At 72.4% G+C, this 16,842-nt stretch carries 16 protein-coding genes and 1 tRNA gene; 9 read left to right on the forward strand and 8 right to left on the reverse strand.

Annotated features, from left to right (window positions below):
* Positions 1-36 precede the first annotated feature (36 nt).
* The 7 genes from BM142_RS05190 to paaA all read right to left on the reverse strand — a co-directional run bounded on the left by BM142_RS05190 (position 37) and on the right by paaA (position 6,711).
* Positions 37-1,959, reverse strand: a complete 1,923-nt coding sequence (locus BM142_RS05190; RefSeq protein WP_139228772.1) for an alpha/beta hydrolase — start codon at positions 1,957-1,959, stop codon at positions 37-39.
* A 150-nt stretch (positions 1,960-2,109) separates the two neighbouring features.
* On the reverse strand, positions 2,110-2,523 hold the full coding sequence (locus BM142_RS05195; RefSeq protein WP_092195706.1) for a thioesterase family protein: 414 nt from the start codon (positions 2,521-2,523) through the stop codon (positions 2,110-2,112).
* A gap of 162 nt (positions 2,524-2,685) precedes the next feature.
* The gene (gene paaE, locus BM142_RS05200; protein ID WP_092195707.1) at positions 2,686-3,765 is read right to left on the reverse strand and encodes a 1,2-phenylacetyl-CoA epoxidase subunit PaaE; all 1,080 of its coding nucleotides are present in this window, start codon (positions 3,763-3,765) and stop codon (positions 2,686-2,688) included.
* Positions 3,766-4,269, reverse strand: coding sequence for a 1,2-phenylacetyl-CoA epoxidase subunit PaaD (gene paaD, locus BM142_RS05205; protein WP_254790550.1), 504 nt, complete (start codon positions 4,267-4,269; stop codon positions 3,766-3,768).
* Between the two features lie 5 nt (positions 4,270-4,274).
* Positions 4,275-5,186: a 1,2-phenylacetyl-CoA epoxidase subunit PaaC gene (gene paaC / locus BM142_RS05210; RefSeq protein ID WP_092195708.1), complete on the reverse strand. Its 912-nt coding sequence runs from the start codon at positions 5,184-5,186 to the stop codon at positions 4,275-4,277.
* A gap of 95 nt (positions 5,187-5,281) precedes the next feature.
* Complete coding sequence (paaB, locus tag BM142_RS05215; RefSeq protein ID WP_092195709.1) at positions 5,282-5,650, reverse strand: 1,2-phenylacetyl-CoA epoxidase subunit PaaB; 369 nt, start codon at positions 5,648-5,650, stop codon at positions 5,282-5,284.
* Between the two features lie 2 nt (positions 5,651-5,652).
* A complete protein-coding gene (paaA, locus tag BM142_RS05220) occupies positions 5,653-6,711 on the reverse strand; it encodes a 1,2-phenylacetyl-CoA epoxidase subunit PaaA (protein ID WP_254790552.1) in 1,059 nt (352 codons plus the stop codon).
* Positions 6,712-6,800: 89 nt separating this feature from the next.
* Here paaA and paaK point away from each other — a divergent pair, with 89 nt between their 5' ends.
* From paaK to clpX, 8 genes are all read left to right on the forward strand, one after another.
* On the forward strand, positions 6,801-8,141 hold the full coding sequence (gene paaK, locus BM142_RS05225; protein ID WP_092195710.1) for a phenylacetate--CoA ligase PaaK: 1,341 nt from the start codon (positions 6,801-6,803) through the stop codon (positions 8,139-8,141).
* A complete protein-coding gene (locus BM142_RS05230) occupies positions 8,138-8,737 on the forward strand; it encodes a TetR/AcrR family transcriptional regulator (protein ID WP_092195711.1) in 600 nt (199 codons plus the stop codon). The genes paaK and BM142_RS05230 overlap by 4 nt, the downstream gene beginning before the upstream one ends.
* 31 nt (positions 8,738-8,768) lie before the next feature.
* Positions 8,769-10,220 (forward strand): amidase, encoded by a 1,452-nt coding sequence (locus BM142_RS05235; RefSeq protein ID WP_092195712.1) that lies wholly within the window; start codon positions 8,769-8,771, stop codon positions 10,218-10,220.
* A gap of 83 nt (positions 10,221-10,303) precedes the next feature.
* Positions 10,304-10,380 (forward strand) — tRNA-Pro (locus BM142_RS05240).
* A 170-nt stretch (positions 10,381-10,550) separates the two neighbouring features.
* Positions 10,551-11,984, forward strand: coding sequence for a trigger factor (tig, locus tag BM142_RS05245; protein ID WP_092195713.1), 1,434 nt, complete (start codon positions 10,551-10,553; stop codon positions 11,982-11,984).
* A gap of 245 nt (positions 11,985-12,229) precedes the next feature.
* Positions 12,230-12,868 (forward strand): ATP-dependent Clp protease proteolytic subunit, encoded by a 639-nt coding sequence (locus BM142_RS05250; RefSeq protein WP_470277703.1) that lies wholly within the window; start codon positions 12,230-12,232, stop codon positions 12,866-12,868.
* An 18-nt stretch (positions 12,869-12,886) separates the two neighbouring features.
* Positions 12,887-13,516, forward strand: coding sequence for an ATP-dependent Clp protease proteolytic subunit (locus BM142_RS05255; protein WP_092195714.1), 630 nt, complete (start codon positions 12,887-12,889; stop codon positions 13,514-13,516).
* Positions 13,517-13,829: 313 nt separating this feature from the next.
* The gene (clpX, locus tag BM142_RS05260) at positions 13,830-15,098 is read left to right on the forward strand and encodes an ATP-dependent Clp protease ATP-binding subunit ClpX (RefSeq protein ID WP_092195715.1); all 1,269 of its coding nucleotides are present in this window, start codon (positions 13,830-13,832) and stop codon (positions 15,096-15,098) included.
* Positions 15,099-15,214: 116 nt separating this feature from the next.
* Here the strand turns inward: clpX and BM142_RS05265 are convergent, their stop codons facing one another.
* Positions 15,215-16,138: a DUF559 domain-containing protein gene (locus BM142_RS05265; RefSeq protein WP_139228773.1), complete on the reverse strand. Its 924-nt coding sequence runs from the start codon at positions 16,136-16,138 to the stop codon at positions 15,215-15,217.
* A gap of 145 nt (positions 16,139-16,283) precedes the next feature.
* On the opposite strand from BM142_RS05265, the gene BM142_RS05270 reads away from it, so the two are divergent.
* Complete coding sequence (locus tag BM142_RS05270; protein ID WP_175527105.1) at positions 16,284-16,814, forward strand: DUF1697 domain-containing protein; 531 nt, start codon at positions 16,284-16,286, stop codon at positions 16,812-16,814.
* Positions 16,815-16,842 lie beyond the last annotated feature (28 nt).

Here is a 16,842-nt window from a genome sequence, read left to right on the forward strand (position 1 = left end):
GGCGGTCGCCGGCCGACCGCCAGGGGCCGGGCCGGCTCACCCCACCGGGGCGAGCGCCTCGACGGCCGGCAGGAAGACCTGCTCCCGGTGCACGTCGCTGCGCGCCGGGCTGGTGGTCAGCTGGATGACCAGCAGCCCCTCCGGACCGTCGGCCAGCGCCAGCTCGACGCTCTGCCCCAGGTCGTCCAGCTGGTAGAGCTGCCAGGTGAACGCGTCGGTCGCCAGCTCGCCGACCGGCTGCGGCGGCTCGGCCAGGCCCAGCTGCACGCCGACCTGCTGCAGCAGCTGCTCGGCGGTGGCCCCGGGCACGACCTGCTGGATCAGCGTCACCAGCGCCGACTCCTGCCAGATGCCGGGGATCACCTCGGTCCAGTCCTCGGGCCGCACCCCCGTGAGACCCAGGTCCTCGTTCTCGAACGAGGTCATCTCGATCTGCACGTCGTCCGCGGTGAAGGCCGGCGGCTCGACGTCGTCGACGCAGTCCGTCGCCGGTTCGCTGCCGGGGTCGTCCAGGAACTCCTCGACGATCTGCACCGCGCAGTCGTGGCTGGGCACCGAGCCGTGCCCGGTGAACGGGAACCGCACGAAGTAGCTGGTGGAGAACTCCTCGGCGATCTCCTCGCCCCACCGCGGGGGCGTGATCGGGTCCAGGTCGCCGGCCAGCACCAGCGCCGGGATGTCGCTGGTCACGGGGTCGTTCGCCCCGTCGCCCGGCTCGCCGGCCTCCCACGAGTCGCACACGTCGAAGACGCCCGGGCCCAGGGTCGGCGCACCCTCGAAGAAGCCCTGGACCAGCGGGTGCTCGGCGGCGGCGGCGGCCACCTCCCCCTGGGTGCCGAACGCGACCTCCTCCTGGCACTGGATCGCCAGCTGCTGGGCGACGCTGACCAGATCCAGCTGCTGGGAGAGGGCGCCGAGCAGAAGGCCGATCGTGCCGAACTCCCCGTCGTCCGCCGCGGCGATCACCTCCGGGAGGTGCGCGATCAGCTCGGTGGAGTAGAGGGTCTGGAAGAGGAAGCCGACGAGCGAGTCCCCGTCCAGCTCGTCGTCCAGGCGCTGCCCGTTCGTGGGGTCGACCACGGTGATCGGCGCAGGGGCGGCGTTCAGCTCCTCGACGAGCGTCGTGAACCGCTGCTCCAGGTCGGGGTACGCGGCCGCGCACGCGGGGTCGTCGGCGCAGGTGGCGAACAGTTCCTCCATGGCCCGGACGGCGTTGCCGGGCGTCTCCGCGTAGAGGTCGGCGTCGACCGGGTAGGCGGCGTCGAGCACCACCGACCGGATGCCCTCGGGGTGGTCGCGCATCGCGGCCTGCGCCAGCCGGGTGCCGTAGGAGATCCCGTAGAGGTTCCACTCGTCGTAGCCGAGCGCGACCCGCAGGTCCTCGAGGTCGGCGGCCGACGCAGCGCTGTTGTAGTCGGCGAAGTCGATGCCCTCGTCGGCCAGCCGCTGCCGGCACTCCTCCAGCTCCTGCACCGCCTGCGCCTCCAGCTCCTCCGCGGGCAGGTCGGAGCCCAGCGACTCCCGCACCCAGGAGCTGTACTCGTCGCAGGCCAGCGACGGCTCGGTCAACCCGGTGCCCCGCTGGTCGACGAGCACGAGGTCGCGGTTAGCGGTGAGCGGCTCGTAGAGCTGGCCGAAGGCCTGCGGCACGAGCTCCAGCGTGCTCTGGCCCGGCCCCCCGGACAGGTAGACGACGGGATCGTCGGCCGGGTCGTCGGCGTCGCTGCGGACGATGCCGAAGGCCAGCTGGATCTGCTCGCCGTCCGGGTCGTCGCGGTCGGCCGGGACGGGCAGGGTGCCGCACTCGATGTCCACGCCCGCCGGCACGTCGAAGTCGCACGCCCCCAACTCGACGCTCGCGGCCGTGGTCTCGGGGGAATCGTCGCTCCCGTCCGAGCCCGTGCAGGCACCCAGGCCCAGCAGTGCGACCAGGAACAACGCTGCTCGACGACCGGCCATGGCCCCTCTCCGTGTCCGTCGGAGGACCGTGCCCGTGGGGGCCCACAGCGCCCGACCGTCTCCGCGGGCCACCCGGCGGCCCCACCCCATCCTTGCGGACGGCGTCGGTCACGTGCACGCGGCATTACCGGAACGGAGTACCCGCCGCGGCTACCGGTCCCGGGCGCGCCGCGCGGCCGGCCCGAGACGGGCCTCCAGGGCGTCGGCCGGCAGCACGACCTGCTCCGTCGTCCCGCGCCCCAGTTCCCGGCCCTCCGCGTCGACCACCGTGCACGCGCAGTTGAGCCGGGTTCCGAGCAACCCGGTGCACCGGGCGGTGACCGTCAGGGCGTCGCCGACCCAGGCCGGGGACAGGTGCTCGACGGCGACCGCGCTGCCCACCCCGGCCTCGCCCGGCTCGAGGTGCGGGACGAGCAGCTTGCGTCCGGCCTCCTCGAAGTGCTTGGCCATCGAGTAGGTCGCGTAGACCGGGTGGACCGCGCCCAGCTCGTCGAAGTCGACCGTCATCTGCGGGGTCACGACGACATGCAGCGTCGCCGTCTCCCCGACCGTGAAGGGCCGCATCTCACGCCGTCCCTTCCGCGCGATTCCGCGCCCCGGTCCACTCCTCGCTCGCTGTGGCACCGGTCGCCTCCGCGGTCGCTCCGCTCCTCGCTCGCTGGCGCTCGCTGCGATGCTCACTCCCTGTCGGCTCCGTCGCTCGCTGCGATGCCCCCGCGACTGTCATCACGCGTCGTAGTCGACGGTGACCGACTCCGACACCGGCAGGCTCTGGCAGGTCAGCACGTAGCCCGCTGCCACCTCGGCCGCTTCCAGCGCGTAGTTCCGCCGCATCGTCACCTCGCCGTCGGTGACCCGCGCCCGACATGTCCCGCACACGCCGCCCTTGCAGGCGAAGGGCAGGTCGCCGCGCACCTTCTGCGCCGAGTCCAGCACCGGCATGCCCCGGGGCAGCGCGAGCGTCGTCGTCCGGCCGTCGAGGACGACGGTCACCTGGGCGCTCGGCCCGTCGACGGTCTCCTCGTCGCCCCGGACCGGCTCGGGCGGGACGTCGTCGACGTAGAACAGCTCCTGGTGCACCTTCGCCGCCGGCACCCCGAGCTCGGCGAGCAGCTCCCGGGCGTCGGAGACCATCCCGTGCGGACCGCACAACCACCAGTGGTCGACATTCGGAGCATCGACCAGGTTGTCCACCAGCGTCCGCAGCCGGTCGCCGTCGAGCCGGCCGCTGGTCAGCTCGGCGTCGCGCGGCTCGCGGGAGAGCACGTGCACCAGCTGCAGGCGGGTGCCGTAGCGGTCCTTCAGGTCGGCCAGCTCGTCGGCGAACATGACCGTGTTCGTCCGGCGGTTGCCGTAGAAGACGGTGACCGTGGACTCGCCGTCGCGCAGCACCGTGCCGGCCAGCGAGAGCGCCGGGGTGATGCCGGAGCCGGCGACGACGAACACGTGGTCCCCGGGCACCGAGAGGTCGGCGGTGAAGGTGCCCGACGGCGGCAGCACCTCGATCTCCTCGCCCGGCTGCACCTCGTGCACCAGGTAGGAGGAGAAGAAACCGCCCGGCACCTCGCGGACGCCGACCCGCGGCGCGGCCCCCATCGGCGCGCAGATGGAGTAGGAGCGGCGCTCGTCGCGTTCGCCGTCGACCCGCCGCAGGGTCAGCGCCTGCCCGGGCCCGAAGGCGAAGTCCTCGGCCAGCTCCGGGGGGACGTCGAAGGTCACGGCGACGGCGTCGTCGGTCAGCCGCTCCACGGCCGCAACCCGCAGCGGGTGGAACCGCGGCCGGCGCCGCGTCGGTGGGGCGACCACTCAGATCTCCTTGACGTGCTCGAAGGGCTCGCGGCAGCTGCGGCAGCGGCGCAGGGCCTTGCACGCCGTTGCGCCGAACTCGCTCAGCTCCTCGGTGTCGGTCGAGCCGCACAGCGGGCAGTCCGCCGTGCGCCGGCTGGGGCCCAGCTGCAGCGGGACCGGGCCCGTCGCCGGCTCGGGCGCCTTGCCCGGCGGTGCGATGCCGGCGACGGTCAGCTTGCGGCGGCCCTCCTCGCTGATCCAGTCGGTGCTCCAGGCGGGGGAGAGGACGGTGCGGACGTCGACGTCGCCGAACCCGGCGCTGTGCAGTGCGTGCACCAGGTCGGCCCGCATCACGCCCATCGCCGGGCAGCCGGTGTAGGTGGGAGTGATGTCCACGACGACCGTGCCGTCGTCGGTGACCCGGACGTCGCGCAGCACGCCGAGGTCGGCCAGGGTGACCATCGGCAGCTCGGGGTCGGTGACCGATGCGGCCACCTCCCGCGGATCCACCTCCTGCTGCACGCGGTTCACCACGTGGCCGCCGGGTGCTCGCGGGCCAGCCCCTGGAGGGTGCCGAGCAGTTCGGCCGTCTCGGGGCCGTGCTCGCCGCGCCGGCCGCGCGGGAGGACGTCGGCCGGCCAGGCGGGCACTCGCAGGGTGGCCTGGTCCAGCACCTGGGTGAGCACGGTGACGACCTCCTCCCGGACGGCGGCCGGGTCGACGGCGATGCCGGCGGCGGCGAGCCGGGACTCGACCTCGGTGGGGGAGAAGAGCTCGGCCAGCAGCGGCCACACCGCGTCGGCGCCGTCCTGCGCGCGGCGGTGCGACTCCGCCGTGCCGTCCCCGAGGCGCAGGACCCAGCGGGCCGCGTGGTCCCGGTGGTAGGCGAGTTCGTTGACGCCCTTCGCGGCGATGGCGGCCAGCACCGGGTCGCGCGACTCGCGCAGCCGGGCGAGGACCGCCACGCGGACGGTGGACGCGGCGAGCAGGCGGACCATCGTCCGCGCGAAGTCGCCGTTCGGCGCCTCGACCAGCGCGGTGTGCCGGAACTCGTCCGGGTCGCGGAAGTAGGCCAGCGCGTCCTCGTCGGGGATGGACGCCGTCGCCCGCTCCCGGCTGCGGCCGAGGACGCCGACCGATCCGGCGCGGGCCAGCAGCAGCCGCGCCTGGCCCAGCAGGTCGAGGGCGAGGTTGCCGATCGCCACCTCCTCCTCCAGCTCGGGGGCGGCGGTGATCCACTGGGTGAGCCGCTGGGCGAGCAGGAGGGCGTCGTCGCCGAGCATCAGGCAGTACTCGCCGAGGTCGGCCGCGTCGACGCCGTCGGGGACCGTGGTGTCGACGCCGGCCAGCGGCTCGTCGAACCCGGTGCCGAAGGCCCACTGCCCCCCGTCGTCGTGCGCATTGGTCAGCGCGTCGTACACGGTCTCCTCGTGCGCCATGCGAAACCTGCCTTTCCGGGCACGGAGTGCTCGGCCGTCGGCCTGCCTCCAGGGGCCCGCCACGAGGAACGAGTGGTGGGGAGGAGGCAGGTCCTTCAGATGTGCGGGACGTTCTCCGGGATCTCGTAGAACGTCGGGTGGCGGTAGACCTTGTCGCCGCTGGGGGCGAACATCGGGTCCTTCTCGTCCGGGCTGGAGGCGGTGATGTCGGCGGCCTGGACCACCCAGATGCTCACGCCCTCGTTGCGCCGGGTGTAGAGGTCGCGCGCGGCGTGCACGGCCATCTCGTCGTCCGGGGCGTGCAGCGAGCCGACGTGCACGTGGTTGAGGCCGCGCTTGCCACGCACGAACACCTCGTACAGCGGCCAGTCCCGTCGGGTCGCGGCCGGCAGCTTCTCGGGGGCGACCTCGACCGGCACCTCCGGCCCGGTCGGGACGGCGCCGTGGCCGCCCTCGCTGGTCATGCTCACGAGTGCTTCTCCGGGCTGGATGGCTCGACTCCGGACTCGTTCCGCTCCTCGGTCGCTGTCCCCCGCAAGCGGGAGGTGCCCCCAGCCTGGGGCGATGCTCGCTCGCCCGTCCTCTTCGCGGCGTACGCGGTGGCCGCTTCCGTGACCCACGCGTTGTCGTCGCGGGCGGCCCGGCGCCGGGTGATGCGCTCGACGTTGCACGGTCCGCCGCCGCTGATCACCCGCTTGAGCTCGTCCCAGTCGATCGCCCCGAACCGGTAGCGGCCGGTCTCCGGGTCGAGGGAGAGCTCGGGGTCGGGCAGCGTGACGCCGAGGAACTCCGCCTGCGGCACGGTCATGTCCACGAAGCGCTGGCGCAGCTCGTCGTTGCTGTGCCGCTTGATGCCCCACGCCATCGACTGCGCCGAGTTCGGGCTGTCGGTGTCGGGCGGGCCGAACATCATCAGCGACGGCCACCACCACCGGTCGACGGCGTCCTGCACCATCGCCCGCTGCGCGTCGGTGCCCCGCATCATCGTCATCAGCAGCTCGTAGCCCTGCCGCTGGTGGAACGACTCCTCCTTGCAGACCCGGATCATCGCGCGGGCGTAGGGGCCGTAGGAGCTGCGGCACAGCGGCACCTGGTTGCAGATCGCCGCGCCGTCGACCAGCCAGCCGATCACGCCGACGTCGGCGTAGGTGAGCGTCGGGTAGTTGAAGATCGAGCTGTACTTCTGCCGGCCCTCGATCAGCTTGTCGGTGAGGTCGGCCCGGTCGGCGCCCAGCGTCTCCGCCGCCGAGTACAGGTAGAGGCCGTGGCCCGCCTCGTCCTGCACCTTGGCCAGCAGGATCGCCTTGCGGCGCAGGCTCGGCGCGGCCAGCAGCCAGTCGCCCTCGGGCTGCATCCCGATGATCTCGGAGTGCGCGTGCTGGGCGATCTGCCGGATCAGCGTCTTCCGGTAGCCCTCGGGCATCCAGTCGCGCGGTTCGATCCGGTGCTCGGCAGCCACCGTGGCGTCGAAGTGCGCCTGCAGTGCGGTGTCGTCGGCGGGGCGTTCCAGGGGAGGCGCGGACATCGGGCTCCTCGGAGGTATTTCCTGACCGGACGGTCGGTAATAGTGTGCCCGAGCGTGACGCAGCACACAAGGACGGCGGGAGAGCCTCGATGACGACGGCAGCGAGCGGGGCGGCCCCGACCTTCGGGGAGCCGCCCCCGGCGGCGCTCCTGGACGACGCCGAGACCCTGGGCGTCGACGAGCTGCGGGCCCTCCAGCTCGCGCGGCTGCAGGAGAGCCTGCGGCGCGCCTACGACCACGTGCCGCACTACCGCCGGGCGTTCGACGCCGCGGGCGTGCATCCCGACGACTGCCGCGAGCTGGCCGACCTGGCCAGGTTCCCGACCACCAGCAAGGCCGACCTGCGCGACAACTACCCGTTCGGCATGTTCGCCGTCCCGCAGCCGCAGCTGCGCCGGGTGCACGCCTCCTCCGGCACCACGGGGCGGCCGACCGTCGTCGGGTACACCGAGCGCGACCTCGACACCTGGGCGACGGTGATGGCCCGGTCGATCCGGGCCGCGGGCGGGCGGCCCGGCGACGTGCTGCACAACGCCTACGGGTACGGCCTGTTCACCGGGGGGCTGGGCGCGCACGACGGCGCGCAGAAGCTCGGCTGCACCGTCGTCCCGGTCTCCGGCGGCATGACGCCCCGGCAGGTCCAGCTCATCCAGGACTTCCGGCCCCGCGTGGTCATGATGACGCCGTCCTACGTGCTCACCGTCATCGACGAGTTCGAGAACCAGGGCATCGACCCCCGCTCGTCGTCGCTGGAGATCGGCATCTTCGGCGCCGAGCCCTGGACCGAGCAGCTGCGCCGGGAGATCGAGGAGCGCCTCGGCATCCACGCCGTCGACATCTACGGGCGATCCGAGGTCATGGGCCCGGGCGTCGCCCAGGAGTGCGTGGAGACCAAGGACGGCCTGCACATCTGGGAGGACCACTTCTACCCGGAGGTGCTCGACCCGATCACGGGGGAGGCGATGCCGGAGGGGGAGGAGGGCGAGCTGGTCTTCACGTCCCTCACCAAGGAGGCCATGCCGGTCGTGCGCTACCGCACCCGCGACCTCACCCGGCTGCTCCCGGGGACCGCCCGGCCGGGCATGCGCCGGATGGAGAAGATCACCGGCCGCACCGACGACATGATCATCCTGCGCGGCGTGAACCTGTTCCCGACCCAGATCGAGGAGATCGTGCTCCGGACGCCCGGCCTCTCGCCGCACTTCGCCCTCGAGCTGACCACCGCGGGCCGGATGGACCACCTCGTCGTGCGGATCGAGGCGCGGCCCGACTGCCCTCCGACGCGACGGCCGGCCGCCGCCTCCGAGGTGGCCACCGGGGTCAAGGACACCGTCGGCACCAGCGTCGAGGTGCTCGTCGTCGACCCGGAGACCCTGCCGCGATCTGTCGGCAAGCTGCAGCGGCTCACCGACAACCGGGACCGCGGGTGACGGCGGCCCCTGTCCGGCGCGGCCGGCCGGGCCACTCGCTGGACTCCCTCCTCGACGTCGCCGTCGCCGCCTTCAACGAGCGCGGATACGACGCGACGAGCATGGAGGAGCTGGCGGCGCGGCTCGGCGTCACCAAGTCGGCGATCTACCACCACGTGCCCGGCAAGGTCGAGCTGCTCCGGCTCGCCCTCGACCGCGCGCTGGACGCGCTGTTCGCCGTCACCGAGGAGCCGGAGGCGACCACCGGCCGGGCCGTCGACCGCCTCGAGCACGTCGTCCGCCGCTCCGTGCAGGTGCTCGCGGCGGAGCTGCCGTCGGTCACCCTGCTCCTGCGGGTGCGGGGCAACTCGGCGGTGGAACGGGTGGCGCTGCAGCGGCGCCGAGAGCTGGACCGCATCGTCACCGACCTGGTCCGCGCCGCCGTGGCCGAGGGGGACGTGCGCCCCGACGTCGATCCGGCCGTGACCAGCCGGCTGCTGTTCGGCACCGTCAACTCGCTCACCGAGTGGTACCGCCCGGACGGCGGGCTCGGCGCCGACGACCTCGCCGACGCGCTCGTCGCCAGCACCTTCCGGGGGCTGCGCACCCGGTCGTGATCGTCGGTGGTGACCGCTAGCGTGCGGACCCGTGACCGACCCCACGTGGCTGGACGCCACCGCACAGGCAGAGCTGGTCCGCAGCGGCCAGGTGAGCCCCGCCGAGCTGGTCGAGGCCGCGATCGAGCGCGTGCAGCGGGTGGACCCGCAGCTCGACGCCGTCGTGCGCGACCGGTTCGACGCCGCGCGGGCGGAGGTCGCCGCGGGGCTTCCCGACGGGCCGTTCCGCGGCGTCCCGATGCTGCTCAAGGACATGGGCTGCCACGTGGCCGGCGAGACGACCCACTACGGGACGTCGTTCCTCCGCGACGCCGGCTGGCGCTGGCCGACCGGCAGCTACCTGGCGCAGCACTTTCGATCGGCCGGGTTGGTACCCATCGGCCGCACCAACGTGCCGGAGTTCGGCACCACGGTGACCACCGAGCCGGCCGCCCACCGCCCGGCGCGCAACCCGCACGACCCCGGCCGCTCGACCGGTGGGTCCAGCGGCGGGTCGGCGGCCGCCGTGGCGGCCGGGCTGGTGCCGGTCGCGCACGCGAGCGACGGCGGTGGCTCCATCCGCATCCCGGCGAGCGAGTGCGGCCTCGTCGGCCTCAAGCCCACCCGGGCCCGCGTGAGCCAGGGCCCCGACATCGGCGAGAGCTGGGCCGGGGCGACGATCGACGGCGTCGTCACCCGTTCCGTGCGGGACACCGCCGCCGTCCTGGACGTCATCGGCCGGCCGATGCCCGGCGACCCCTACATCGCGCCGCCGTTCGCCCGCCCACTGGTCGAGGAGGTCGACGCCCCCGTGGGCCGGCTGCGCGTCGGGCTGCTGGACGTCGACCCGGGGGAGGCCTACCTGGACCACCCGCAGTGCCGCGTCGCCGTGGAACACGCCGGACGGTTGCTGGAGGAGCTCGGCTGCTCCGTCGAGCCCGGCACCCCCGAGGCGATGTTCGACCCGCTGTTCCCGCGGTTCTTCAACGCCACCATCGCCGCCGACACGTCCCTGACGATCTCCGCCTTCGAGCGGGTCCTCGGCCGGCGGGTCCGCGACGACGAGCTCGAGCCGCGCAACGCGGCCTACCGCGCGGCCGGGAGGACGATGACGGCGGAGGACTACCTCGGCGCCCGGTTCATGCTCGGTGGCTGGGTCCGCCGGATGGCCTCCTTCTGGGCCCCGGCCGACGACGGCGGTCGCGGCTTCGACCTGCTGGTCACCCCGACCGTGGGCGCCCCGCCGCCCGAGCTCGGCTGGTTCACCGCGGACGGCGAGCGCCACGAGGGTCGCCGGATCAGCAGCTTCATCCCGTACACGGCGCAGTTCAACGTGACCGGCCAGCCCGCGGTCAGCCTGCCGCTGCACTGGACCGACGACGGCCTGCCGGTCGGCGTCCAGCTGGTCGCCGCCTACGGCCGGGAGGACGTGCTGGTGCGGGTCGCCGCCGCGCTGGAGCAGGCGGCTCCGTGGGCCCACCGCCGTCCGGCCGTCTCCGCCTGACCACCGCGTCCGGGGGCGGCGCGGCCTCCGGAGACCCGCGCCCGTCGGGGACGCCGGCCGACCGGCCTAGACTCGGGCGGCCGCGGGGTGTGGCGCAGCTTGGTAGCGCACCTGCTTTGGGAGCAGGGGGCCGCAGGTTCAAATCCTGTCACCCCGACCAGGTCGTGCTGGAGGGTTCACATCCTGCCGCCCGACCGGAGTGTGCCGCGGGGTTCGCATCCCGCCACCCCCAGGCGGCCCACCCGTCTCTAGACTCGTGGGCAGCCCGGCGTCCGCATGTCCGCGGAGCGCCCGAGTCCCCTGCTGTCTGTACCGAGGAGCACTGCCGCTGTGAAGAGCACCATCGAGGAACTGGGCCCCACGCGGGTCCGGATGGCGATCGAGGTGCCCTGGGGGGACCTGGACCACGCATTCGGTGAGGTCTACAAGGAGCTGGGCAAGCAGGTGCGCGTCCCCGGCTTCCGCCCGGGCAAGGTGCCCAACCGCGTGCTCGACCAGCGGATCGGCCGGCCGGTCATCCTGGAGCAGGTCGTCCAGCACGCCGTCCCGGAGGTCTACTCCGAGGTCGTGCGCGAGAACCAGGTCCGCGTGCTCGGCCAGCCCGACATCGAGGTGACCCGCCTCGACGACAACGACACCCTGGCGTTCACCGCCGAGGTCGACGTCGCCCCGCAGCTGGAGCTGCCGTCGCTGGACGGCCTCGCCGTCACCGTCGACGACGTCGAGGTCACCGACGAGGAGATCGACCAGCAGGTCGACGTCATGCGCGAGCGCTTCGGCATGCTCACCGGCGTCGAGCGCCCGGCCGAGGACGGCGACTTCGTCTCCATCGACCTCGAGGCGACGCTCGACGGCGAGGTGCTGGAGGACGGGTCCACCACCGGCATGTCCTACGAGGTCGGCTCCGGCAACCTCATGGAGGGCCTCGACGACGCCGTCCGCGGCCTGTCCGCCGACGAGACGAAGACCTTTCCCACCGCGCTGCTGTCCGGCCCGAACGCCGGTCAGGACGCCGAGGTCACCGTGACCGTCCGCTCGGTGAAGACCAAGGAGCTGCCCGAGCTGGACGACGAGTTCGCCCAGACCGCCAGCGAGTTCGACACCCTCGCCGAGCTGCGCGAGGACGTCCGCACCCGGCTGGCCCGCACCAAGACCCTGAGCCAGGGCGCCCAGGCCCGGGACAAGATCGTCGAGCACCTCATCGAGACCGTCGAGGTGCCCATGCCCGAGAACCTGGTCGAGCGCGAGATCGAGTGGCGCAACCAGGCCTTCGAGCGCGAGCTGCAGCAGGCCGGCATGGACTGGGACAGCTTCCTGCAGATGTCCGGCGGCCAGAACCGCGAGGAGTACGACGCCGAGCAGCGCACGAACGTCGAGCAGGCGGTCAAGACGCAGTTCATCCTCGACGCGATCGCCGACGCCCGTGAGGTCACCGTCGACAACGACGACCTCTCCGCGCAGATCATGGCGCAGGCCCAGCGCAGCCGGATGAGCCCGGAGCAGTACGCCCAGCAGCTGCAGCAGGGCGGCAACATCGCCGAGTTCGTCGCCGACGTGCGCCGCACCAAGACGCTCGCCCAGCTCCTCGAGGCGGCGACGATCACCGACGCCTCGGGCAACGTCGTCGACCTGGAGGCCCTGCGCCCGCAGACCGTCCGGGCCGCCACGCCGGCCGACGCCGACGCCGACGCGAGTGCCGACAGCGCGGACAGCGCCGACAGCGCGGACAGCCCCGACGAGGCCGAGGACGACGCGAAGGCGTAGTCCCGCGCACCGACCGACGACGCCGTCCTGCCCACCCGGGCAGGGCGGCGTCGTTCGATTCCGGCCTTTCCGCTGCGCCGTCGGCGAACACCGCCCCGAGCGGGACTGTGTCGTCGGAGGTCCGCGTTAGGGTCGACAGGACTCAGGCGATCGCCGGGGGGTACCGCCTCCCGGAGGGCCGTTCCAGCCCGCACCAATCCACCGAGACCGACTGCTCAGACAGTTCTACGGAGGTCACCGCACCCGTGAGCATTACCGACCCGAACCCGGCGAGCGCGCCGCTGATGCGTGCCGCAGCCGGGGGGATGAACCTCAACGACTCGGTCTACGAGCGCCTGCTGCGCGAGCGGATCATCTTCCTGGGCAGCCAGGTCGACGACGTGATCGCCAACCAGCTGGCCGCCCAGATGCTGCTGCTGTCCGCCGAGGACCCCAAGCAGGACATCCACCTCTACATCAACTCGCCCGGCGGCTCCGTGACGGCCGGCATGGCCATCTACGACACGATGCAGTTCATCGACTGCGACGTGGCCACCTACGGCATGGGCTTGGCCGCCTCGATGGGCCAGTTCCTGCTGACGGCCGGCGCCAAGGGCAAGCGCTACGCCCTGCCGCACGCCCGGATCCTGATGCACCAGCCGTCGGCCGGCGTCGGCGGTACGGCGTCGGACATCGCCATCCAGGCGGAGCTGTTCCGCAGCACCAAGCAGCAGCTCAACGAGCTGCAGGCCCTGCACACCGGGCAGACGGCGGAGCAGATCGAGAAGGACTCCGACCGCGACCGCTGGTTCACCGCGCAGGAGGCCCTCGAGTACGGCTTCGTCGACCACGTGGTGAGCAAGGCGGCCATGACCGACAACGCGAACCCTGTCGCGGACAACTGACGGTTCGGAGGAACTGACATGAGCTTCGAGATGCCCTCCAGCCGGTACATCCTGCCCTCCTTCGTGGAGCGCACGAGCTACGGCATGAAGGAGTCCAACCCCTACAACAAGCTCTTCGAGGAACGGATCATCTTCCTCGGCGTGCAGGTGGACGACGCCTCGGCCAACGACGTCATGGCCCAGCTGATCACGCTGGAGTCCGCTGACCCCGACCGCGACATCACCATCTACATCAACTCGCCCGGTGGCTCGTTCACGTCGCTGATGGCCATCTACGACACGATGATGTTCGTCCGGCCCGACATCATGACCGTCTGCATGGGCCAGGCGGCCTCGGCCGCCGCCGTCCTGCTCGCGGCCGGGACGCCGGGCAAGCGCCTGGCCCTGCCCTACTCCCGGGTGCTGATCCACCAGCCCTCGGGCGAGTCCGGTGGCCAGGTGTCCGACCTGGAGATCCACGCCGCCGAGATCCAGCGGGTGCGCGTGCAGATGGAGGAGATCCTGGCCCGGCACACGGGGCAGACCGTCGACCAGGTCCGCCTCGACATCGAGCGGGACAAGATCCTGACCGCGCCGGAGGCCAAGGCCTACGGCATCGTCGACGACGTCATCCAGAGCCGGAAGCTCAACGCCCTTCCGCCGCTCTGACGCCGGCCGGTGCGGGTCGGGGGTCGCGCGTGTCGCGCCTCCGGCCCGTACCGTCGACAGGGTCGGGGACCGCGGGGCGCAGGACGCTCCCGGGACGGATGTGGGACGGTCGCGGAACCGGGTGAGTCATTGCCCGGAGACGTCGGCAGCGGGGGTTACGGTCTGCGGACGCCCGATCCCCGGCAGGTGACACCGGGAGGCGAGCCTCGCGGCAGCAGCCCGGAACATGAGGCCGATCAGGGGCTGAGCAGACAGAATCACGACGCAGGCTCCTGATGTCAGGACCGGCACAATCACAGGTGGAGGTCAGCAGGTGGCACGAATCGGTGAGAGCGGTGACCTGCTCAAGTGCTCGTTCTGCGGGAAGAGCCAGAAGCAGGTCAAGAAGCTCATCGCGGGCCCCGGGGTCTACATCTGCGACGAGTGCATCGATCTCTGCAACGAGATCATCGAGGAAGAGCTCTCGGAGTCCTCGGACCTGAAGTTCGACGAGCTCCCTAAGCCCAAGGAGATCCACGACTTCCTCGAGCAGTACGTGATCGGCCAGGACAAGGCCAAGCGGACGCTCTCGGTGGCCGTCTACAACCACTACAAGCGGATCCAGGCCGGCGGTGACCGCCGCGACGAGGGCGTCGAGCTGGCCAAGTCCAACATCCTGCTGATGGGCCCCACCGGGTGCGGCAAGACGCACCTGGCGCAGACCCTGGCGCGGATGCTCAACGTGCCCTTCGCGATCGCCGACGCCACGGCGCTGACCGAGGCCGGCTACGTCGGCGAGGACGTCGAGAACATCCTGCTGAAGCTGATCCAGGCCGCCGACTACGACGTGAAGCGCGCCGAGACCGGCATCATCTACATCGACGAGGTCGATAAGATCGCCCGCAAGAGCGAGAACCCGTCGATCACCCGCGACGTGTCCGGCGAGGGCGTGCAGCAGGCGCTGCTGAAGATCCTCGAGGGGACGACGGCGTCGGTGCCCCCGCAGGGTGGCCGCAAGCACCCGCACCAGGAGTTCATCCAGATCGACACCACGAACGTGCTGTTCATCGTGGGGGGCGCGTTCGCCGGCCTCGAGAAGGTCATCGAGGACCGCACGACCAAGCAGGGCATCGGCTTCGCCGGTCAGGTCCGCGGCAAGGCCGAGATCGCCGAGGCCAACGCGTTCGCCGAGGTCATGCCCGAGGACCTGCTGAAGTTCGGCATGATCCCCGAGTTCATCGGCCGCCTGCCGGTGATCACCAGCGTGCAGAAGCTCGACCGCGAGGCGCTGATCAACATCCTCACCGAGCCCAAGAACGCGCTGGTCCGCCAGTACCGCAAGCTCTTCGAGCTCGACGGGGTGGAGTTGGAGTTCACCGACGACGCCCTCGAGGCCATCGCCGACCAGGCGATCCTCCGCGGCACCGGCGCCCGGGGCCTGCGGGCGATCATGGAGGAGGTGCTCCAGTCGGTGATGTACGACATCCCCAGCCGGGAGGACGTCGCCTCCGTCGTCATCACCAAGGAGGTCGTCCTGGAGCACGTGAACCCGACGATCGTCCCGCGCAAGCCCACCCGCGAGCGCCGCGAGAAGTCCGCCTAGTTCGATCCGCCGACGAGCCCGTCCCCGCGCAGGGGGCGGGCTCGTTCGCGTTCCGGGTCCTGCGCACCGTTGAACTCTGGCGACCCGAACAGCTCGCCGTCCTGGGTCATGCGGGTTCACCGGTCGGCCAGCCGGTGGCGAAGGACTGCCACGATCTCCCGCCGGCACCCCGCCGGATCGCCGACCAGGCGCGCGTAGCTGAAGCGCAGCACCACCCAGCCCAGCGCCGCGAGCGCGCTGTCGCGGCGCAGATCACGCTCCCGGGCCTCGCGGCTCCCGTGGAAGGCGGCGCCGTCGAGCTCCACGGCGACCCTGGCCTCCGGCCATGCCGCGTCCAGCTCGGCGGCCCGCCCGTCCGGGAGGACGACCCGGTGCTGTTGGACGTACGCCGGCACCCCCGGTGGCCCCGGCAGCACGTGCCGGACGCCGAAGACCTCCAGCTCGCTCTGGCACCCGCCCGCGACGAGCTCGAGCAGCGCGACGAGCTCGGCCCGGCCGGGGTGACGCGGCATCCGGTCGGACTCACGCCGTACTCCCGAGACGCGTACCACCCGTGTCCGCACCGCCTCGACGACCGCCTGCCGCACCAGAGGGCGCTCGGCCGCGGCCCGCCCGTTGCGGACCGGCGACCACGCCCACCACCACGCGTCGACCAGGCTCCGCGCCGGCTCGACGACTTCGAGGCCGTCGGAGCGGATCGTCGCGAGGCGCCGTCCCGAGCGGTGCACGACGACGTCCCGGGCGTCACGGAGGCAGCGTCCCAGCCCGACAGTCACGTGCAGCGGCCCGGCCGTCCGACGTACGAGGCCGGCCGCCGAGAGCGCCGACAGGTGGCTGAGCGGGGCGTCCGCGTAGAGCATCGCGGCCTGGGCACGAACCGCCCAGCTGTCCGCGCGACCGGGCAGGGCGACCACCCCGGGGGCCACCAGCAGCAGCTCACCTCGGGCCAGCCAGCGGCCCACGGTGCTGGTGCTGGTGAGCGCGGCGACCTCCGAGCGGCGCGCCACCCCGGAGGGGAGGAGGTCGACCGGCCGGGGCACGCCGAAAGGTTCGCCGATCCGCGGCACCTGCCGTGGACGGCCTGTGGATGGCGCCGACCGGTGAACCCAGACGACCCAGGGGAGCGCCGGTAGTGGGTCTCCACGGTTCAACGCTGGGATGGCGGCCGCACGTTACGGTCGCCGGGTGACCACGCGCTACGTCGCGCTGCTCCGGGCGATCAACCTCGGCGCCACCCGCAGGGTATCCATGCCGCGGCTCCGGGAGGTGCTGAGCTTCCGCGGGTACGGCGACGTCCGGACCCATCTGGCCAGCGGCAATGTGCTGCTCGACAGCGATCTCCCCGAAGCCGCCCTCTCCGCGGCGCTCACCCGGGCGATCGGCGAGGAATTCGACCTCGACGTCCCGGTCGTCGTCCGGACCGCGCAGGAACTGGGGGACGTGTTGGCCGCCGATCCGCTGGGAGAGCTCGTCACAGACCCCTCCCGCTACTCCGTCACTTTCTTCGCCGAGCCGCTGGACCCGGATCGGGTCGCCGCGGCGCCCGCCTACGAGGGTGCGGTCCTCGCGCTGCGGGACCGCGAGCTGTACCTGTGGCTCCCGGACGGCTTCCGCGCCGGCCCCGCCGCCGGTGTGCGCTGGGACCGCGTCCTGGGGCAGGCCGGCACGAACCGCAACTGGAACACGGTCCGGACTCTGGTCGAGCTGGCGGCCTGAACAGTCCGAGCCCGGAGGCGAGCGGCCG

The sequence above is a fragment of the Blastococcus tunisiensis genome (assembly GCF_900112815.1).
Lineage (GTDB): Bacteria > Actinomycetota > Actinomycetes > Mycobacteriales > Geodermatophilaceae > Blastococcus_B > Blastococcus_B tunisiensis.